We start from the raw sequence: 20,471 nt of genomic DNA, 5'->3' as shown, positions 1-20,471 counted from the left end.
CTGGGAATAGAAAAGCCACCGGATAACCGATGGCCTAAGTCCTGTTGTTTAATTTATCCATAGCAGTTTTTAGTTTATCCCTGTACTCCGCTACTTTCTCTCCGTCTTTCGCATTCTCAGCCTTATGTATCAGCTTCTGTAAATTCTTAGTCTCTGAATTATGCCAACAGACATGGTGTTTCTTTTTACAGATCGGGCAATTAAAATAGACCTCTATTAAATCACCCTGCATCCGGTGTTCTATCAGCATTTTATTTGTAGGATCAAACGCCTTGTTGCATCCATCACATGTTACCTTCATAATTTTCCTCCTTTTCCATCCGTTTCCCTCCGATGCAGAGGAACGTATTCCATCTTTCCACTGCGTATCTCATCATAATGGGACAGATAGTATTGCCGCTCTCTGTCATATTCTTCTGGTGTCATTCCAGACACCCAAAAGGGAGCCTCTTTTAATGTATCACTGGCCCAGTCCCTATTTCTGTCCATTTATTTCCACCAACTTTCCCGCCTTTGTGTATTTTTGAATCAGCCCGTCAACAATAATTTCCTCTCGTTTTATGTTCCTGTCAGCTTCTGAAATCTCTTTTTCCCTGATTTTCTCGGTCAGATCATCCAATTCATCTCTGAAGAGATCATCGAAATATCCTGATTTCGGAACATCCTCGCCCTTCTCTGCAACATATATGACTGCATCGTTCCGTACTGCTATCATAGCACTTATTTGTTTTTCCCTCAACAATGTACGCATGTCTGTTTCAGAAAAATACCCGTCAGTATTATGGTTATGAACGAATATAAATTTATCCTCCTTATGGCTGTCCAGAAATTTCCAGAATGCCTCTCCACCAACCTCTCCGGGAAGTCCTTTTTCATAAAAACTGCTTTCCCCTGATTCTGCATGGATAAGGTACATATGCTCGTTTCCGTCTGCCGTCCCCTTCTTTGCTACTTCTCTGGCACAACGCGATACAGCACTGTTTAAATCTTCGCTCCACGTATTAACTTTTACAGTATAATCGTAATCTTCCCTGAACTCTACGTGCTTATTTGTATTTCTTTCTGCTTCGTTTGCGGCTTTAATTAATTTTTCATCAAAACATGGAATGATCGTACATCGGCAGTTCGGATGGAACGGTAATACCGGACACTTATCAATGGGGTATACTTTCCCGTGATACCCATTGACACCGCATATCTCGCATGTCCTTTCATCCAGTGCGGCCCAGATCTGCACATAGCCTACGCCAGCGTCTTTATACCGCTGCATGGCAGCACTGTTAAGGTAATGCATAGATTCAGACCTTACAAGGCGGTGGCACTCATTGAATCCCTGTCCCATGTAATTATGGAGATTAACCGCCATCTCTGTAACAGTCTTTTCCTGTTGCAGCCCGGTTCGCAGGATGTCGTTTAGACCAGCTACCAGCTTCTTTTGATTCTTCCAGAGACGGTTCGAAAAATTCCCTCCGCGCCACGGTTCTTCCAGAAGCTTTTCCATAAGCTTTTTGTTCGGCATGGCATAATCTATATCACCCATGCCTACAGCCGTGTCTTTATACACTTCCCTGAAACCGTCCTGTAGGCTTTTTAAAGAGGTTTTTTCAGTGGACCGTCCAAGTGATAGGATAATGTCCTCAAAACGTTCCTGAAGCTTCTCGTAGTGTCTCTGGTTATACATATCCGTACGGCTAAGTACACCGTCTTTACTGTACTTTTCCGCAAGGTCATACAGCTCATTTCGTATATCCCGGCTAGCATCCTGATAGAATTCAAGAAGCTTACGGTTCCTTTCCTCCATAGAGTTGTATGTCTTCCATGTATTGGCAGCGACCCTTTCCTCCCAATATTCCGGGGATTTACTCTTCACCATTTCCTTCACCGCCTTTTACCGGAGGCACTTTATCCCATTCAGGCCCTTCTTCCTCACGCTGCCTTTTCAGCCGTTCCAGCTCGTCCTCCACATCAGACACAAATGGATGATGGGACAGGACAGTCTCGTCAGAAACCGTTCCTTTTGACTTGCTGCAGTTGTCAATCAATTCCGCTTCATTTATTGCCATGTCGCGGTTGAAGACAAGCTCTACTTCTATTTTTTCGTAATCCCCCTGCCCGGTAAGTCCGAGGTATAGGTCAACAAAATACAGCAGTGATTCAAACCCCATTTTAAATTCAGTTTCCATGAGGTTGCATTTCAAGTCTAAACCGGCATACATGAATTTAAGCGCAACACCTGACGGGGCATTCCCGAACTTATCCAGATCTTTGGTTACGGACTGCCCGTCTTCCACCAAATCCCTTTTGAGCTGTTCATAATGCTCGCGCAGTGCTGTGATATCCATTTGCGGTGTCAGGGTATCAACTCCGCCATCTTCCGGATCATCAATGGGGATCGCCCTGTCTTCGTTCAACTGCCTCATGAATTTGGAAATATCCTCTCCGCCATACCCTTTCAATACAAAGATTAAGTTCTTGACCTCATCTACATAGTTTGCCGCCTCACTGCGGCTCAGATCATACCCATCCACGAGGCTTTTAACAAACTGGATATCCGGCATCTCTATACGGTTGTTCTTAAACGGGATGAAAGGGACCTTCCCCCATGAATACCATGATCCATCTGCCTTATAATGCGCGACCGGGCCTCCATTATCGTTATTCCGTTCAAAGTCTGCTATCAGCATTTCACCCTCTAACCGGTAATACGATACCCCGTCTTCCGTCCACACCTCCACATTTGTAACCGTCTTTTTCGTGTCATATTCCCATACAATAGTCGGATATACCCTAATCAACGTGTCAAGTTCCATATGGGTCCTATCTTTCCACAAGGGGATACACTGCTCCGAGGGAATGACCATTGTCTTCAAATCGCCTTTACTGTCGATATACACCTGTAGCCACGCTATGCCCTTGTTGGATGCTTCATACCCCAGACCGGATAGCTGGTACTGGAAGTACTTTCCCAGAATGTCCTGAAGCTTGCTGACGTAGGAATTATTCTTATCCTCCGTGTCTGCCTTATATGTAACAGGCTTAGTCAGCAGATAAGCGATCTTCTCGTCCACCTGATTCTTATACTTTGCATGGGCAAGCTTGTTGTTTGCCTTGTATGTTTCCTCTACTGTACTGCCATTGCTGAGCTTCTTCGTAATCCTGCGGTTTTTGATGTCATTGTCTACACGGTAATACTGATCCCCCGTAAACATCAGCTTACGTTCCGGGGAATTTTGGAAGTCCTGTATCAGCTTCACGACCTTGTTATCTGTCAGGCTGTTGCTCTCTTTAACGGCTGCCATCCCTGCTTTCACCCCTTTCCGTAGCTTTGTTATTACGTCTTTTATCCACACTACACTTCCTCCTTTTGTGCATAAAATTAAGAGCCAAAAGTCCTAAGACCCCCGCCCTTCAAGTCTGATACCTCATAATCATCCAGCCCGTACCATATGGCTGACAATGTATGGGGATCAATATTAAATTCATCTTCTATGATTTCCTCATCCTTATCGACTGCAAACGTCAGATCCTGCAATTCATCAATTGTGTTCTGGCAATGATCGGAGCACACAATCCGTTTAAACCTCTTGACTTTCTTTGTGTACACTGTTCGGCTGCCTTTGAACTTTTTACATTTTCGCATCCTGAAGCCACGCTGCTTATAGTACTTTATGGCCTTAGGCTCTGCATTGTCAGATTTGATAAGTTCCTGAGTATCAATAAATTCCTTAATGTCTTCTGCAATCTCTGGATCAGTCTTCCCTCGCGAGTAATACTCCCATATGATGTACAGGATTTTTTCGTCATGGTCTACTACCAGTCTGAGCAATGCGTTGTAAGATACCTCAAACCCGAAATCCATTCCATTTATTTTGATTGGATTCTTAATACGTTCAACAGCCACCATAACTTTATCATGCGGCTGCACTTCAAATTGTGGGAATACCAGCCGCCCATTGACACCGAAGCGTCCCTGCCTTGCTACTCGGTGCAGATCTGGGTCATGCGTCTTTAAGTCATCCAGCTGCTCTATATAATCCTGCGGCACGAAATAGTTATCATCCACAGTACTATGATGGTAATAGGTTTTTCCAACAACCATGACGCGCTTCTGGTACAACCTTTCATCGTCCAGAACAAACACTTTATTTTTCTTGTCCTGAAAGAAATACTTATAACACCAATTACCTTTGCTGACCGGATTCGTTGACAGGATAATGTGGTTACTCATTGTCGGATGTCTTAAACGTCCGAGGATTTCCTTGAACCCGGCATACTTCACTTCCGAGCATTCTTCGATCCATACGATAGATACGCCGTTTAATGATTTCAGCTTAGCCGGCTTATCCATGCCTTTGAAGATAATCTTGCTGCCATTCTTAAACCTTATCTGCATTGGACTGGCGGTGAACTTCATGTAATCCTCAACGCCCATTGCATTTGCAACTTCCTCAAGCAGATCGTAGCAACTGTCCCGGATGGTATCAAACACCTCACGGACTACTAAAGCCTTCCGTTTCTCTGACAATAGCTTCTTGATTAACTTAACCGCTACATGGTAACTCTTCGATGATCCATACCCTCCAACAAGGAAGTAGAACTTGTGATCCCAGTCATCTACAAAATCATAGAAGTGGTCATTCAGTTCGAACTCCACATCCCTAACCTCTTCCATGCTTTTCACTCGCTTTCGTAAACGTAATGTTGATTGGTTTATCCTTGTCTGAATCTATCTTTCCTTTCAGCACATTAACCCGTGCTTTCTGCTCTTCTGTAGCAAGCTCCCAATTCTTGTGGATCTGCTCATCGTACTGCTTAATCAGGGATCGGAGTTCCGACTGTGCCCTCGCCTGTGCCTGAAGGAAGTTCCCCTGCTTATCCCATGCATACTGGATTTCCCATTTCCCCCCGGATATCTTCCCCCGCTTCTTTTCAACTTTTGACTTGGTTTTATCGTCTTTATCCTTGACGTACATAATCTGCTGTGCCCGGATGATGGCCGCATAGGCAATCAGAATCTGGTCCCAAAGGATGTCCAACGGGTCCTTCGGCATCGCCTCAATAATGGATACCGTCTCTTCTGGGAGATACTTCGAGAAGAATCCGAATTTCTCTGCGTTCTTATTTCCCGGCGGCCCTGTACCCCCGTGCCCCTGTGCATTCTTGTTTCCCGGCTGGCCTCCCACTTTCCTTTCCGAACGTTCGCTTTGTTTATCCGAGCGTTCGGAATCCCATTTATGCGTACTCTTCCAACGCCTGACTGTGCCCTCTGGCAGATTTAGTTGACTTGCAATCTCAACCAATTTCATACCGCCCAGATACAGATCCTTGGCCTGTTCAATCCTTCCGTCTGGCTTTCTTGGCACTACCACCACCTCTCAATCGTTTCGTTTTGCATGTATAGAAAAAGAGATGGCACTATCACCATCTCTCATTCGTTTTTTTTACTGAATAGAAAAGCACCCAGATATGGGTGCTTTTCTACAGTTCTTCTCTAACTACTTATTTTCACTACTCTCTTCTGAATTTGTATTATTCTCATCTTCTAATCCTACATCAAAAATTGTTTTAATATCTATTCCCATTACAAAACCTCCTTCACACACTTCTTACATTCTCAGTATATTACACTAAAACACCCTTGTCAATTCAGTTTATTCACCACTGTACCCTTAGTTACAGATTGTCTGTCTTTGATTGTGCTATTTGTTCTTTTATTTTTATACCTTTCAAACCATTTATTATATAACCCAATTACATTGGTATAATATTTCTTGTGACCTTTGCTATTTTTACATGAAATTTCAAAATATAACAATTGAATCAAATTTATGTATGTTTGGTGTAGCGATTGATACACAACTGTTTCATCAGCCGTATTATGCTCAAAATGCATTGCAAAATACTCTAAACGATTTAAAACTTCTGACACAATACAATTCCCATACCGTCTTAAAACTGCTGATGTGTTAATCTGTATTTCTTCGTCTTCTCCATTTTTTTTCATTCTCATATGACTTTTGATACCTAAATCCACTCCGAAGACCATTTCCATTTTCATTAATGCGTTAATTAAATCTGTGGAGCGATTAATGTTTCGTATCTCCTCTATCTGCTGTGGTGCTAAATTATTAAAAAGTTCTGCTTCATCAAATTCTTTCATTTTATCTGGATTTATACTTTTTATAATTTTATTCATACCAGTTTCTTGGTATACATAATTTAGTGCCTCATACAAATCTAAAATATTCGCCCGGTAATATTCAGCCAAGTCAATTGATTTTTGCACAGCCTCTGTTTTTTGTTTTATAATTTCACTTTTAGTCGACAAATAATATTGCCAAACTCCTATAACTGCACCTAGTATTAATCCAACACCTGTTATAATTTGTACTACAAAATAGAGTTTCTCTAAAACCGCTGTATCTTTAAGCAATGATTGAACAGTATACACATTATTAACATTCATTGTTTCTACTATGGCCAAAATATAAAATAGTAATACAAATATTATTACTACTACCTTTTTATTTCTCTTCATTTCGCACTCACTTTCTGCCATAAGAATATTACTTAAATATTATATTCCATATTCTACCATAATTCAACAAAAAACGCCCCACATTTTCATGCAGGACGTTCTTCTGTGAGGGAAATCATGATTCCGAGAAAACACCGAGCCGTTCAGTTTGTTACCTTTCGGCTTTATATCATATTAACACTTTGGAAGCGAACAGTGGCGAACATTTATGCAACTTTTTCAAGAAATCTATCATGTGCCATTCTACAGCTATCTTTTGTGAATGGAATGCGTTTCTTCGGAAACATATAGTTCATTTTCATGGCTACCATTTCCCACGTCAGATTATCTATGTAGTACAAGCGAAACATAGTCCGTATCCGGCTCTTATTAATCTGTTCAATGAACTCCTCCACCTTCTTGAACTACGGAACCGTTGTTCTTCTGTCTCCTCTTGCATTCTCTTCGGTTTCTTAGGGCACGTCTCCCCAACCTTATGTATCCTGCCGCAGTATTTGCATGATTTTAGCATGTTGTCACCTTCCTGTCGTGCTTTATTACATAGAAAAAAACACCTGACCGCTGCCAGATGCTTTTTCTTATTATTCCAATCTCACATTAACTAAAAATAACCATCCAAACGGCCACGCCCCCTCATTACTACTTTCTATCTTCAATGTCTTTGCACCACTTACATTTATTGGTTCTATAGGTTTAAGATTCGTTAGCTTAGTAATATTGCTCACGGTACCTGATGGAGTATCATCTAAATAGATACTAATCGTCATATCTGTATCGCTACCAGTTTCTGGAGCAGCAACAATATCTGCTGAAAAGGATGAGTATTTTCCATCTAATTTAAAAATCGCATATGCATTTTGGGATGCATCAAATTTATATGCCTTATTATATTTATTTCCATAAGAATCTTGAAAATTATTTTCGGGTTCGAATAAATCAGAATCAATTAAGTACACGCCTTCGAAATCAACTACTGATTCATCCGTATCATCTATTTTACCTTCATTCTCGTTCAGTTCTTGACCCTCGCCTGCCTTTGAGTTTAAAGATGCGTTTGCTTTTTCTTTTTCGAGCTGTGTTTGAATTGTCTCTTTTAACTCAGTATTTTCAACTTTAAGTTTTGTATTTTCATCAATAATGTATTCTATCGCTTTTTCATATCCCACATTATCAATATCTACACTTTGGCTTATCTGATTGTCAACCTTTTGCTCTACTACATTCTCCCCTTTTATGTATCCTGTTAACAAGCCTACTATTGCTGTAGCTAATCCAAATACCCCCGTAATAATTGTTTTCTTAATACCTTTTTTCATAGTCCCTCATTCTCTGTTCCTCTACACCACATCCATATTATATGACTATTTCAGGCACGATTCAACATAAAAAACGCCCTGCCACCTAAATGGCAAAACGCTTTTAATTTAAAGAGAATTCAATTCCGAGAAAAACACCTTTGAACTATCTTCCCAATAATTCTATTATAACTATATCATACCGCTGTCTGTATTACAACGGGAATCACGGGCATCATGGGAAAGTTTTATATATCTTTGAAACTTCCTAGATGCGCTCCTCCTATCCATACCTAATTCATTTCCAATCTCATCCCAACTCAGTTCATTTATCACACGAAACCTTATAATGTCTTGTTCAGGATAAGGTGCCGCCTCTATAAACGCTTTCACCTTTTTTCTGTCCTCACGTATCTTCATCTTGCATAATTCGATTTCGCCTTCTATCCTTTCCTTTTCCTCTATGTATAACTCCGCCAAATCCTTTCCCCCGCTGCCTTTCGGCATGTCCGATATGATATTATTTCTGTATGGGTTAAACTCCTCCAGATTCGCCAGCTCCATACTCAGGCTTTTTAGTTTATTCAGATCAGCCTGTACGCTGAATAACTCCTCTACTGTCAAATATATCCACCTCCCTGCTCACTTGACGAAAAACTGGTCAACCAGATTGTATAATTGCAACAATTTCGTCAAGTATCATCTACTATGTTTCCTTTTCCATATATCTCCCAGTTCATTAACCACTGCTGCTATAACAGCGTTGGCAAAACTATGACTTTCATACTTCTTCTCAAGCCCAACCGCCTCGTCATGAATTTGTTGCAAAACTTCATCGGTTAGATTCACTGAGAAATATTTTTTATATAGTTTCCAGCAGTCAGTCACCATTTCATATACTTTCCGTATATCCATCTCATTACTGCTCACTCTCCCCTTCTCCTTCCTCTTCAATATCAAATGGGATTTCATCATCAAAGTCCGTTACAAAACCATCTGTCGTTTCGGACCATCCATAAATCTTATACTCTGCTACATCGTTTCTCAGCCTCTTAGAGCCTATTTCAAAGTATAGTGGTATAAATTCATCCTGTATGCCACCATCTCTGTCCTTGCATATCTCAATTACATTCGTACAATAATACAGCGGATTCTCAGCCTTCCATTTGAACATTTCTCTTGAAAGCCTTCGGAAATCCTCATTCACCCGATGAAGAATTAGAGCGTTATCCACTCTGTTTACAATATCGTTACTGCCGGAGATGTCATCAAGCCGCAGGAAACCATGAGATTTTCTAGGGTGTGCGACAAACAGGATATGGACATTATTATTTTTTGCGAAGTTTTCAAGATATTCCACAAATTTGCTTTGCTGCTGGTATTTTTCAAGTTCCAGCATCGATATATTTAACGCCATCATGTTATCCAGAATGATCAGATCAACCTTGTGCTCTACCACACATTTCTGAAGCTTTTCCATAATGTTTTTAAAATCATTCCCATAATAGTTATTGTATACAAACACCTTTTCATCCAACCATTTAGAAATAGTTTCATCATATCCCTGTGAAACCCTGTAATAATTCTCATATTGCGTTTGCACAACATGATTCTTTCCCGCTGCCTGAAGAAGCAGCCATTTTAATAGGTTAGTGGCCGTCAGCTCCCCGCTGAACAATGCAGTACGGTATCCCTGATTCGCTGCTTCAACAGTAATTTGCGATATCAGGCTGGATTTTCCGCAGGCCCGCAGTCCGCTTAAACAGGTTACGAAGCCCTTTTTCAATCCTCTGAGCTTATTATCCAATTTATCAATACCGGTCTTGATAAATTCTTCCGGAGGCGTTTTCAACAACCTGATCTGCTCCGTTGTATAAAAGACTGGTTGCCCGTCCTCTTCCTTTATTTTCTCCACCTTTTCAACTACATAATTTTGATTTTTATAATTAGGCCTGTGAACCTCAGGCGTATAATCCCTGTCATAAGCATCCGGTTCGTAAAAAAGTCTGACATCCCTCCAGCTTTTATCTGAACAGGAATTATGAAAGCAGTGGAACCCGATTGCACCACTGGACATCTGGAATATACAGGCATCTTTGCCTTTATGATTGCTGTCAAACGGACACTGATCCAATATATATTTTGTCCCGCCGGCATAGCTTTGTGCCCTATACGCAATCCCATGCTGTGACATCCAGTCCTCCAGATCAAATTGCCGTGGATTGTAATTGTTATACCTCTGCGGCTGTTCAGGTTCAGGCAGATTTCCGGCTAATTTCACCAGTATCGCTTTACTATTCTGAACAAATTTAGCGGGGATCTTTATAATTCTGCTTAGTCTGTGCGGCCGTTCCGGCGTATCAGCACCCTTCCTCGCCATTGTTCCATATAATTTGCATATTCTGGATGGGTTAAAATTCGCCGTATCAACACTTATCCGGTCATCTGAAAAGAAAAGGCTCAATACCGCCAGACAATTCTTTATGATGGTCTGATTCTCTTTGTCCGTCTTTAACCCAATGCAATACAGGAGATGCACGCCGTTGCCACTCATGGCAACGACAGGCTCCTCGAATCCCATGTTTTTAAGATAAAGGTAAACATCATTTGCCTTTGTCTTGGCTAGTCCAATTTCTTCATCACTGGAGGAAGTGCCGGATGCCCTGACCGGATCAATGTCAACCATTAACCAGTCATAGCATTTAATATCCGTGTCTGAAGTTGTATTCTTAACATTTTTTACAAAAGAATTTCTTTGTTCTCTCGAATAACATTCTTCCCTTATGGCATTCAGTGTAATATATATCCCACTCATTTCACCACTTAATTTCCTCAGGCATGTAATCAGTGTATCCGCATCTTTAAAGTATCCACTATAGTTCGTCTTCCCTGAAAGAATCCTGATCTCAAAAAGCTGTCCATCTGGTTTTAGTGCAGAAATAGTACGCCGTATCTCTTCTTCTTCAAATATCATTCTATAACCCTCCCGTAAGCTCCTGTTTCAATATCCTGTTCATCCTCATCCAATTCTCCCAGATAGTCCTCGAACGGCTTGTTTGAACTCAGGAATGTGGACGGGAGCTGTATAAACTTTTCCTCACGGGCTGTCTCCTCACATTCTTTAGCATATTGCTGCGCGGCCTTCAATAGCTGTTCATCCGTATACCCTTCTTTCAGTCTGGCACAATAGCATTTATAAGCCCTTGGCTTTACCTTTTTTCTCGGGTACACTTTCCAGAAAGAATCAAATGCATCACTATATATATTTTCTTTCTTTACATTCTTATCTTCTTTATCATTCTTGTTAGTTGTTAGGTCTTTGTTAGGCCTTTGTGAGGTCTTTGTTAGGTCTTTGTTAGCACCTTTGTTAGCCTCATCGTCATAACCTTGGTAAGCCTCCCAGTTTACAATGGTTATCAGCCTTCCCGTCTTTGTTGACTCGTTTGTTAAAAAATTAAGTTTTTCAAATCTCTTCAAGGCTGTTCTAACATTTTGAGAACTAATATCATTTCCTGACTTCTCTGCAATTTTCGCTATACTGGTGATAAACTGCCCCTGAGCACATTCAAATTGTTCTCCATTCCACTCCCATTTTTTAGGCTTATGATTTGCCATTAAAAGGAGAGTGATAAGAATAACCTTCTGCTCTTTTGTTGACAGTTGCCAGATAGGCTTATCAAGCAGCTCTCTATATATTTTTATCCATCCTTTATTATCCGGCAATCTGTCCTCACCTCACGTTCTAATCTATATCAGGCCCGATACAAAACACCGTAGGCAGCCAGTGGTCCGTCTTATACGGATAAAATTTCTTTACAAGAGGCAGGGGCAAGGTTACCCCGTCCACAATGTATGTCAGGATGTGCGTAGGCTCCCTGTGTATCTTCCCTTCCGTAATCAGCTCGTTAAACACTTTTATGATGTCTTCGCTCCATCCGCTCCAGAACACAACATGGTCACACTTATTAGACAGGATATCGAAATGTCCCCTGAACGGGATCTTATTTTGCTGAAACAGCCACTCCAGTTCAGCATGACTTACATCGTTTTTCTTGGTGATGTAGTCCAGTATTATTTTCTTCACTTTATTTTTATTAAATTGCTCTCCCATACTTTTATCCCTCCGATTTATTTATAATTCCTTTTCCCATAAGATACCCGAGATAAAATACATACTCTTTGTCAATTCCTACAAGGTTCCTAAACGTTTTCCTCCCAGTTTTGTTTGCTGCCTGTGCTATTTCTGAAACGACGTACTCCAAATCACCGAATATAGCATCTGCCTCGTCATCATACCGATATTTGTCAATCTTTTTAAAATACTCGTCTGCAACCACCTTCGCCTTGGCTTTTCCCTGTTGTTCTTTACGCTTGGAATATATGTCTACAAGGGTACTCCATGCAGGACATCCATACTTTCCGTATACATAGTCGTTTACATCCGCTATGGGACAGGAATCGTCATTGATATAATCCCCATCATAACTGCAAATCTGGAGAAATTTTTGGACATCCTCTTCCGGCACATCCTCATTCACATACAATCTATCTTGCGCCATACTCCCTATTGCAATAAAATCCCCCAGTTCCGTCTTATATGTACAGTTCAGCCTGATAACCTGCCCTCTTGTCAGATCACACGGCTTCACCCTTACTACCTCAATCTTATCTGTCATTCTAATACCGCCTTTCTGTCATTTATCATTATTTCTGTAACAAAAATCCGCATTCCTGCTGCAACAATCTCTGTTGCGACGTCGCAAATACTCTGCCGCCGGGTTTAGGTGTTGGCGCACCGTCCCCCGGAAGACAGCCACTTTCTATATATCCAGAACATCTAAATCTTCTGCTATACGATCCAATTGCCTTGATACCCCGTATAAAGCTGTTTTTAGTGCCGCTGGCAGTAATTGGGTACAATCTTCATCGAGCGGATTCGCCAGAGCAGTAATAATCATTGATGTACTTTGGATTTCAGCACAGATATCATTTAAATCTATTTTATTCTCTTCTCTAAATTGGTTCATAGTAAACTCCCTCTCCTCCGCTCTATTTCTTCTCTGAAGATTCTCTTTGCTCCCAACGACCAGCAATCCTCTGTCAGCATAACCTCTAATTCTTCTATGGTATTCACTTCAATGCATAGGCGAATAATCTCTTCAAATTTACTCATGCTGTAACACCTTCTTTCATCTTGGCACGCTCGGCCTTGCTCCCTTGGAGATACCCCAGTCGAAACGCTGCGGCTGTAAGTTCGATTTCCCCCTGATAATGGTCTGCCAGATCAACGAGGTCCTTCACGGATACATCATAATATGTATTAATCTTGTCCCTCATATCTTCCGATGTTTTAACTACATCTTTAAATCTACTCATAAAACCTTCCCTTCCTGACTGCCCATATGGCAATATGTATGTGATCTTTCCGCATAGCTACAATTTATTTTGTTGTCGCTCTTTCTCTCGGCTTCCTCTTCTCATTCGATATAAAGAGTAAGCAGTCTTCAAGTTCTTGCTTCACTCCCAGATAACGACAATAAGATACCTCGCCCTTATTCTGAAAGTCCAACATGAGATTTACCAAATGAGTCCGTCGATACCTCATGTAAGTAGATGCCTCGTGGCTGCCTTCTTTCTCAGCATCCCATATTTTATATAGATTTTTATGCAATGTTAAAATCATGGTTCTGTGGCGATATCTCTCTTTGCTCAACATGATTCTCTGTGGACATATCATGACCTGACACGGAACCCCCGTGCATTTTGCCATACACCAGACTTCATACAAGGTAAGTTCATCTTCTCCTGCAAGGGCGGCTTCTAATAATTCCTGTGTAACATTTGCAAAATCAGCGAATGTACTGATATGGTATGGATGGTATTTTATAAGGTCGTTTAGATTCACTAAACTTAATTTCTGTTCTTCCATATCAGCACACCTCCTGATAAATCACCTTACAAGTATTGATATTCCCATTGGCTAACAGAAGCGTAATCTCCGGTGGATAGTTATGGTCTTCCAACCATTTCTTCACCTTCTGAAAGACACTGTCTGTATACTGCACTGTTACACCATCATGTCCATTCCGGCTGTATGCTGTCCTCACGATTTCGTCTTCCGATATATCAAGTTTCTGAATAATGGCACTGATTGCCTTATCATGTGGCCGGCCCCCTTTAGACATTACTCCTAATTGCTTAGCCATTCCCGTGCAGTCCCATAAGATTGGAGCTGCTACTGGAAGATGTGCATTTACTGGAAAGCCTAAATCTGTATAAATTCTAGATACCTCCGCGGCTATGTATATCGGTTCAACGCCCGCTGCCATCAATGTATCTTTAATGTTCTTCGCCATCATGTTTGCCGAGGACAGTTTTTCTCTTTTAGGTGAATCCATCTTTGGCATTTCATAAAATCCTGTCTTCCTTATAGATGGGATTACATCGAATGCAAGCCAATTCTGATATGCATCAGCGGTTGCATTGCTGGCCTTCATGCCGAGCCGATAAAACAGTGGTTCTGGTATGTAATCACCTTTCCCCAGTTTGTTGGGGAAACCTAAATCACTACAATAACCATTCAAAGTTTCCCATCTGACAGAAGTATACTGTTTGCCTCCTTTGTTTTGCGTCTGTGTCCATCCAAATCCTATGGCTGTATCTTCCGCATTAATTGAGATGCTTTCATCTTCATTCTCTATAATCCTAACCTTGATTCCTAACTCCTGATTCTCAAATACTTTTATTTCATTCTTCATACAAATTTCCTTCCTACGCCTTGTAAAAATGGCCGGAATCCCATATAATGAAGATAGGATTCCTGTTGTTGACAGGTTTCATGGGTGAGTAAATACATTGCTTTGGCGGGCGGTATTTACTCCTTTTTTGTTTCAATTTCGTTATCCGAACCATGTTGATCTCCTTCTATTCCCAAATGTTTATAAAGCTTTCTGCGGTAAATAACAAAACTATCTGTCTTTCTACCAGTTTTCTTCTTAGGGATCACTTCTCCGAAGTTCCAAATACCTGCGCGGATACGTTCTCTTACACTTTGCTGATTGCATCCTAATAATTTAGCTGCGGTACAGATGCTCACTGTCTCCTTCTCTAAATTCTTACATTCTTTTCCTTCCACTTCTCATCCTCCTTTCCACTAAAATAACATTGCTAAATCATCTCTGTTTCCGGCATCATATCACCTTCTAGGAATCCTGTAAATTCCGTGAAACCGCGGTTCTACGGCGTTTTCTTTAACTAAATTTCGATTTAGTTATGTGGCGTGCCACACTGTGCCACATGTAAATAAATCTCCATTCCTAACTTCCTGAGAAAATAGATGTGCCACGTTTTTTCCACTAAACGTCAATTTAGTTAATCAAAAATCTAATTATGAACAATTTGTTAACATTATTTATCCGTCATAATCTGCCCATCATGGAAAACATACAGCTTCTTGATCTTAAAATGATCTGTCTCCTCCAGACTAATATCATTGCAGTAAATATGATCCACGCCAACTATTTCATCCTTTTCATTCACAATCTCACTATCATAATAGCTTGTCATGCTTGAAATCTCTTTCAGATCAGCTTCCGTAACAGGGCGAAGCAGGTATTCACAACTTCCTCCGATATTATCTACCATACTTATGCTTTCACCATCTAAGCACATGTTATCCAAATACACCCTGATTTCATTATCTTCATCCTCGAAATACATAACTACATTCATATCGTTTTCGTCCGAAGTAATACCTGTAACCATTAATCCAATCAAATCTCTTAAATCTTGTCCACAATGAACCTTATAACCATGCTGAAATCCACGTTCGTAATTCTCTTTTCTTTCACCACTATTAATTTCATTTTTCATTTCACCATTTCCTCCTTCTGTTTTCTGTGCTACCTCGCACATATCCATAATTTCCCTGTGTCTGTCCATAAACTCTTTGCTGCTTAACCCCGGGGGCCCCGAAAATTTTAGGGTACCCTTACTGAGTACTCTGTCTTCCACCTGCTTATTCATGTGATATCTCTTTCCCTTCAAAAATTAACTTTATAGACCACTAACATCTCACGGATAACAGCTTCATAAACCGGCTTTAAATCTTTATCACCTTCGATAATTGATAACTTGGTTATGTTTTTAATTTGGGTTTTCGTAGCTCCTGCCTTTGCCGCTTCTCCTATCGCCCGATCAAGTCGCTGATCCAACCGACATGGCCGTTTTCGATTGAGCCGTTCATAACTTTCTTTTCTTACAGCGCGGTGCCTATCCTGCATATTTCCTAAGTATTGAAACCCTTCACTCTCTGCTATTGCTGACAGGCTGTAATTAACCCACTCGCGGAAACTTTTTTCTATTGGATTTACTAAAGCCTGTGTGATTACTTTTTGATTTTCTTTGACATCCTCCAACTCTTTCGCCTGCCGCTCCTGCTCTTTACTTTGTCGCTCCTGCTCTTTACTTTGACGCTTCTGTTCCATTTCTACGTTTATCATAAACTGTAGCTGTGGAGACATTTCCTGCATCTGAAGCACCATCTCCTTTGCTCCATCTTCCACACGGGTAAAATAGTCTCTGGCTTCTTCTCCCTTCTGATTCTTTTGGGTCATGGATAGTTTCTTTGCGAATGCCGCAGTAAGTTTAAAATCTTCCGCATAATTACCTTTTCCTTCACTCTTCACAGATGAAGAGTAATAATCTTTTCCTTCTTCTGCAAAGGGATTGTCTGTAATATTGCTTTTGCACCATCTCGCATAATTTCCTGCATTAAGCTCCAAAAATTCATATAACTTCTTTGCTGTGGTCATCCCTTTTTCATCGATTCCTAATGCAATTTCTATCGGGGTTCGATGGGATGTGTCCTTAATTAATTCGTTCATACCTTTCTCCTTCCCGCTCTATCGCGCATGTTTATTGTTGCTATTCAGTTTTCAAGGTACGCTTTAGCACCCTCTATGCTACTGATGTAAACATCCAGCGTCATCTGCTCATAAGCTGGAACCTTCACTACAAAGTCAGGCAGTTCGATGCCCGCCTGTTGAAACACACTGCGTATTACTTCTGCAATCTGATGTGGCGGCACTCCCTGACTTTTCATAACCCGCTCCAGTAACCGTCCTGCATTTGTAGCACTATCCAATGCTGCTGGATTTACAGGATATTGATATGTAATTGTGTGCGATGGTTGTGGGTTGAAATAATTAGCTTCTAACACGTCAAATTGTTTCCAAGACATATCTGTGTCCAAAATTTTGCAATGCCTACTGGCTCCACGTTCTGTCCACAGATAAAGCTGTGATGTATTTTTTGCAACCAAGTCAATATCATTGACTTGGTTCTTAAACGTTTTCAGTTCATTCCCAGTCAAATAATAATAATGCAGTTTCTCTTTAAACCTTTTTTGATTGTTAGAAAAATTATTTTGTACATTATTAACATCTGTCTCATATACATCAGCTAACTGTGCGGTTGTAATCACTCTCTGTCCTCTCCATTCAATGATGGTTAGGTTTTTACCATTTACTACTACTATCTCTTTCATCAGTTTCTCCTTTCGCTGTTTGTTGATTTACAATCATCTTTTTAACTAAAAAAAATTTCTTCTTTCTTTTCAAGGGATTTAATATCAAGCAGTTCACACAATGCTGACACTTCGCTCGTTTTAAATTCACATTTGTTGCTTATCTTCAGGGTAAGTCCGTAATTTGATAGCCCTAGATATTCAGCAACATATTTTAATTTGTATCCTTTTTCATTAATCAAATCCCTCAGTAACTTTGAGTTTGTCAATTTTTTCGCCTCCTCTCTGAATTGATTTTAAATCATCTAAATCGAAGATATCATATTGATGATTTAAAGTCAACTATTTCTTCATTTTTTTGCAAAAAATATTGATTTTAAATCTCTTCAATGTTATAGTCAATATAGACACAAGCAGGAGGTTAAAGATAATGGCGGAAATCGGTAAAAAGATACGCGAAAAACGCGAAAAGCTTGGAATGACCCAAGAAGAACTTGCATTAAAACTTGGCTATAAAAGCAAAACCACTATAGCAAAGATAGAAAATGGTACAAATGATATAGCGCAAAGTAAAGTGATTGAATTTGCGCATGCCTTAGATACTACATCTGGATACCTTATGGGATGGGAAGATGAAGACGCAGCCATTAAATCTAGAAAAATGGAGCATAGTTCAGACGGTTTATTCAGTCTTTTGGCCGCCTACTATGATAAAATTATCGAACATCAAGATGATCCAGATGGGTGTACTGAACCTTCCTACGAGCTTATAAAAGATAAGCAATCTTTTATTGTAGAGGAGCGTCTTCTATTTGAGGTTTCGAATATTCTCATAAATATTTTGCCTTCATTGATTACCTCTGTAACAAATAATTCTGATATTGATGCGATGAACTATTTTAGGTACGACATAATAAATCAAGGGGTTACGCTTGATGATGCTAACGCTCTGACAAAAAAATATGTAAGTCTTACAGAGCGTTCCCGAAAATCAATAGAAGCGTATAAAAATTTTGAAAAGGATGTTGCTTTATTGCTTGAAACAGAAAATATTTCAGATATTGATTCACAGTAAAAAACATTGAACATTCCATAATGTATGAATGAGGAAACGAACGCTGTAGGCATGAACAAATAACTGACGTTATATTAAAAACCGCCCGGTACGCCAATACCGAGCGGGACCGAAGAAACCATCAACCACGAATGGTGACAATATTCCCCAAGCAAGAATATTGTACCATTCCAAGCGTGGTTTAGTCAACTACGCTATTTTTCTGCCATTTTATAAAAGGAGTGATACAATATGGCAAGAAAGAAAAGAAAAAAATACCCCAAACTACCAAATGGATACGGCAGCATTAAATACCTCGGTTCCGGCCGGCGAAATCCTTACGCCGTGCACCCGCCCACAAAAGAATTTACGCTTGATGGGGTCCCCAAAACCCCGCCAGCACTCTGTTATGTTGACAACTGGTATAAAGGCTTTACTGTATTGACATGGTACAAAAACGGCGAATATTTCCCCGGGAGAGAGGCGGAACTGCCTTCTGATCCGAATGATCTCGATAAACAGGTACAAGAGATTTTGTCACAACACAGCCAGAGCAAAAAAGCGGCAAAGTCACTTAAAACCTTTTCTACAGTTTTTGAGGAATATTACAAGGACAAATTCAAACAGGATTACGGGCACAAAGGCAAAAAAGAAAGCATGGAAAGAAGTATGTGTGCTGCATATAAGAATTGCGCTGTCCTTCATAATCAGCCATTATCACAGCTTACTCAAAAGGATCTGCAGGATGTGGTAGATAGCTGTAAATTGAAACGCTCCTCTATCGAACTTATAGTAGTACTTATCAGACAATTGTACCTGTATGCAGAAGCCAATAACATTGTAGAAAAAAATTATGCTAAGTATGTGCGGATAAATAAAGAGGAAGATGACGAACACGGTGTTCCTTTCTCTGATGCGGAATTGAAAGTACTCTGGGATAACAAAGATAATGAGATCATCGAGATGGTTCTGATCATGTGCTATTCGGGATATAGGATTGCGGCATATAAAACAATGGAAACAAACCTAAAGGAAAAATACTTTCAGGGTGGAGTAAAAAATAAATATAGCCGCGAGAGAATTGTGCCTATTCATTCTGGTATATATGACCTCGTAAAACGCCGTTTAAGACGAGACGGAGAACTCTTGAACATTTCAGTGAATACATTCAGGCAATCCATGTATGAGGCTCTGGTGGCTTTAGGGATAGAAAAGCACACGCCGCATGACTGCCGACATACATTTTCGAAGCTGTGTGAAGAATACAAGGTATCTGAGAATGATCGAAAGCGAATGATGGGTCATAGCTTCGGGAACGATATTACAAATGAGGTCTATGGACATCGAACTGTTGATGACCTCAGGAAGGAAATCGAGAAGATAGAGATTTGTTACTAACGTGTTACTAACCATTCAATTTGAACTGATTTTTTCTAGTTCCAACAAGTACCGAAAAACACTCAAAAAAAGGCGTAAAATCAGGGATTGTAGCGGTTACCCCTGATTTTACAATGCTACACAAAATATTGTTTTTTTTAAATCTGTGTTAAATACCGGAATATCTTTTTCGTTACCGTAAAAGCGGCATGCTTCCCGTCAGTTTGTTCACTTTCTTTTTGGCCCCGCAGATTGCCACACCGAAATATTTCAGCGTTTCTTCCGGTACCTGCCCGATTTTTTCGATAAATTCATCGTACACATTGCAGCTCTGTGCTACGTCAGAAAAATCTACAACGGTCAGTTCTTCGAATTCGGGTTCGAAGAGGCGTTCTCTGATCTTCCTGATTCCATCTGCCGTACTTTTCAGTATCGGAACCGGCAGCGCAATGATCCCCAAATGCTCGTGCCCCGTCTGGTCTTTCACATCCGGGCCGACATACTCCGGTATCATTTTCCCAAGGGTAATCCCCATAATTGCAGCCGTATTTGTGATAATCCCCAGCGGCAGTTCCTCATCAATCACCATGACACATTTTTTTCCTTCAAAATTCATAACTTATACCTCTCCTATTCTTTCATATTTGCCTTGACACTTTGCTTCCAAAACAACAAAAAATC

At 40.4% G+C, this 20,471-nt stretch carries 27 protein-coding genes; 2 read left to right on the top strand and 25 right to left on the bottom strand.

Features of this window, described 5'->3' with window-relative positions:
• Window positions 1-34: 34 nt before the first annotated feature.
• The 24 genes from DWX43_RS19210 to DWX43_RS19095 form a co-directional block, all read right to left on the bottom strand.
• The gene (locus tag DWX43_RS19210; protein WP_118621497.1) at window positions 35-301 is read right to left on the bottom strand and encodes a hypothetical protein; all 267 of its coding nucleotides are present in this window, start codon (window positions 299-301) and stop codon (window positions 35-37) included.
• Window positions 298-489 (bottom strand): hypothetical protein, encoded by a 192-nt coding sequence (locus tag DWX43_RS19205; protein WP_118621496.1) that lies wholly within the window; start codon window positions 487-489, stop codon window positions 298-300. Before DWX43_RS19205 ends, DWX43_RS19210 begins: the two co-directional genes overlap by 4 nt.
• Entirely contained in the window at window positions 476-1,873 is a 1,398-nt protein-coding gene (locus DWX43_RS19200) for a minor capsid protein (RefSeq protein ID WP_118621495.1), read from the bottom strand. Before DWX43_RS19200 ends, DWX43_RS19205 begins: the two co-directional genes overlap by 14 nt.
• Window positions 1,860-3,350: a phage portal protein gene (locus tag DWX43_RS19195; RefSeq protein WP_118621494.1), complete on the bottom strand. Its 1,491-nt coding sequence runs from the start codon at window positions 3,348-3,350 to the stop codon at window positions 1,860-1,862. Before DWX43_RS19195 ends, DWX43_RS19200 begins: the two co-directional genes overlap by 14 nt.
• A 26-nt stretch (window positions 3,351-3,376) precedes the next feature.
• The gene (locus DWX43_RS19190) at window positions 3,377-4,672 is read right to left on the bottom strand and encodes a PBSX family phage terminase large subunit (RefSeq protein WP_118621493.1); all 1,296 of its coding nucleotides are present in this window, start codon (window positions 4,670-4,672) and stop codon (window positions 3,377-3,379) included.
• On the bottom strand, window positions 4,659-5,363 hold the full coding sequence (terS, locus tag DWX43_RS19185) for a phage terminase small subunit (RefSeq protein ID WP_118621492.1): 705 nt from the start codon (window positions 5,361-5,363) through the stop codon (window positions 4,659-4,661). The genes DWX43_RS19190 and terS overlap by 14 nt, the downstream gene beginning before the upstream one ends.
• Window positions 5,364-5,641: 278 nt before the next feature.
• On the bottom strand, window positions 5,642-6,538 hold the full coding sequence (locus DWX43_RS19180) for a hypothetical protein (protein WP_118621491.1): 897 nt from the start codon (window positions 6,536-6,538) through the stop codon (window positions 5,642-5,644).
• A 581-nt stretch (window positions 6,539-7,119) separates the two neighbouring features.
• The gene (locus DWX43_RS19170) at window positions 7,120-7,854 is read right to left on the bottom strand and encodes a hypothetical protein (protein ID WP_118621489.1); all 735 of its coding nucleotides are present in this window, start codon (window positions 7,852-7,854) and stop codon (window positions 7,120-7,122) included.
• Window positions 7,855-8,025: 171 nt separating this feature from the next.
• A complete protein-coding gene (locus DWX43_RS19165; RefSeq protein ID WP_118621488.1) occupies window positions 8,026-8,457 on the bottom strand; it encodes a sigma-70 family RNA polymerase sigma factor in 432 nt (143 codons plus the stop codon).
• A 75-nt stretch (window positions 8,458-8,532) separates the two neighbouring features.
• Entirely contained in the window at window positions 8,533-8,763 is a 231-nt protein-coding gene (locus tag DWX43_RS19160; protein WP_118621487.1) for a hypothetical protein, read from the bottom strand.
• Window positions 8,753-10,807 (bottom strand): DnaB-like helicase C-terminal domain-containing protein, encoded by a 2,055-nt coding sequence (locus tag DWX43_RS19155; RefSeq protein WP_118621486.1) that lies wholly within the window; start codon window positions 10,805-10,807, stop codon window positions 8,753-8,755. The genes DWX43_RS19160 and DWX43_RS19155 overlap by 11 nt, the downstream gene beginning before the upstream one ends.
• A complete protein-coding gene (locus DWX43_RS19150; protein ID WP_118621485.1) occupies window positions 10,804-11,556 on the bottom strand; it encodes a hypothetical protein in 753 nt (250 codons plus the stop codon). The genes DWX43_RS19155 and DWX43_RS19150 overlap by 4 nt, the downstream gene beginning before the upstream one ends.
• A 19-nt stretch (window positions 11,557-11,575) precedes the next feature.
• Window positions 11,576-11,944, bottom strand: a complete 369-nt coding sequence (locus DWX43_RS19145) for a hypothetical protein (protein ID WP_118621484.1) — start codon at window positions 11,942-11,944, stop codon at window positions 11,576-11,578.
• Between the two features lie 4 nt (window positions 11,945-11,948).
• On the bottom strand, window positions 11,949-12,509 hold the full coding sequence (locus DWX43_RS19140; RefSeq protein WP_118621483.1) for a hypothetical protein: 561 nt from the start codon (window positions 12,507-12,509) through the stop codon (window positions 11,949-11,951).
• Window positions 12,510-12,653: 144 nt separating this feature from the next.
• Window positions 12,654-12,860: a hypothetical protein gene (locus DWX43_RS19135; RefSeq protein ID WP_118621482.1), complete on the bottom strand. Its 207-nt coding sequence runs from the start codon at window positions 12,858-12,860 to the stop codon at window positions 12,654-12,656.
• The gene (locus tag DWX43_RS27060; protein ID WP_182440764.1) at window positions 12,857-13,006 is read right to left on the bottom strand and encodes a hypothetical protein; all 150 of its coding nucleotides are present in this window, start codon (window positions 13,004-13,006) and stop codon (window positions 12,857-12,859) included. The genes DWX43_RS19135 and DWX43_RS27060 overlap by 4 nt, the downstream gene beginning before the upstream one ends.
• On the bottom strand, window positions 13,003-13,209 hold the full coding sequence (locus DWX43_RS19130) for a hypothetical protein (protein ID WP_118621481.1): 207 nt from the start codon (window positions 13,207-13,209) through the stop codon (window positions 13,003-13,005). Before DWX43_RS19130 ends, DWX43_RS27060 begins: the two co-directional genes overlap by 4 nt.
• 64 nt (window positions 13,210-13,273) lie before the next feature.
• Window positions 13,274-13,762, bottom strand: a complete 489-nt coding sequence (locus DWX43_RS19125) for a hypothetical protein (protein ID WP_118621480.1) — start codon at window positions 13,760-13,762, stop codon at window positions 13,274-13,276.
• Window position 13,763: 1 nt separating this feature from the next.
• Window positions 13,764-14,591 (bottom strand): hypothetical protein, encoded by an 828-nt coding sequence (locus tag DWX43_RS19120; protein ID WP_118621479.1) that lies wholly within the window; start codon window positions 14,589-14,591, stop codon window positions 13,764-13,766.
• Window positions 14,592-14,707: 116 nt separating this feature from the next.
• Window positions 14,708-14,968, bottom strand: a complete 261-nt coding sequence (locus tag DWX43_RS19115; protein ID WP_118621478.1) for a hypothetical protein — start codon at window positions 14,966-14,968, stop codon at window positions 14,708-14,710.
• A gap of 272 nt (window positions 14,969-15,240) precedes the next feature.
• Entirely contained in the window at window positions 15,241-15,705 is a 465-nt protein-coding gene (locus DWX43_RS19110; RefSeq protein ID WP_147356318.1) for a hypothetical protein, read from the bottom strand.
• A gap of 170 nt (window positions 15,706-15,875) precedes the next feature.
• Window positions 15,876-16,718, bottom strand: coding sequence for an antA/AntB antirepressor family protein (locus tag DWX43_RS19105; RefSeq protein WP_118621476.1), 843 nt, complete (start codon window positions 16,716-16,718; stop codon window positions 15,876-15,878).
• 44 nt (window positions 16,719-16,762) lie between these two features.
• Window positions 16,763-17,380 (bottom strand): ORF6N domain-containing protein, encoded by a 618-nt coding sequence (locus DWX43_RS19100; protein WP_118621475.1) that lies wholly within the window; start codon window positions 17,378-17,380, stop codon window positions 16,763-16,765.
• Window positions 17,381-17,421: 41 nt separating this feature from the next.
• Complete coding sequence (locus DWX43_RS19095; protein WP_118621474.1) at window positions 17,422-17,628, bottom strand: hypothetical protein; 207 nt, start codon at window positions 17,626-17,628, stop codon at window positions 17,422-17,424.
• Between the two features lie 161 nt (window positions 17,629-17,789).
• Here DWX43_RS19095 and DWX43_RS19090 point away from each other — a divergent pair, with 161 nt between their 5' ends.
• Together DWX43_RS19090 and DWX43_RS19085 are read left to right on the top strand one after the other, a co-directional pair.
• Window positions 17,790-18,434, top strand: a complete 645-nt coding sequence (locus DWX43_RS19090) for a helix-turn-helix transcriptional regulator (protein ID WP_118621473.1) — start codon at window positions 17,790-17,792, stop codon at window positions 18,432-18,434.
• 231 nt (window positions 18,435-18,665) lie between these two features.
• Window positions 18,666-19,811 carry an integrase gene (locus DWX43_RS19085; RefSeq protein ID WP_118621472.1) on the top strand — a complete coding sequence of 382 codons (1,146 nt, stop codon included), beginning with the start codon at window positions 18,666-18,668 and terminating at the stop codon, window positions 19,809-19,811.
• A 172-nt stretch (window positions 19,812-19,983) separates the two neighbouring features.
• Here DWX43_RS19085 and DWX43_RS19080 read toward each other — a convergent pair whose 3' ends face one another.
• The gene (locus tag DWX43_RS19080) at window positions 19,984-20,406 is read right to left on the bottom strand and encodes a DUF2000 domain-containing protein (protein ID WP_109731150.1); all 423 of its coding nucleotides are present in this window, start codon (window positions 20,404-20,406) and stop codon (window positions 19,984-19,986) included.
• Between the last annotated feature and the right edge of the window lie 65 nt (window positions 20,407-20,471).

This window comes from Clostridium sp. AF19-22AC, from assembly GCF_003479085.1.
Lineage (GTDB): Bacteria > Bacillota > Clostridia > Lachnospirales > Lachnospiraceae > Faecalicatena_A > Faecalicatena_A orotica.
The sequence above is the reverse complement of the archived record's forward strand: the minus strand, read 5'-3'. Positions and strand labels throughout refer to the sequence as shown.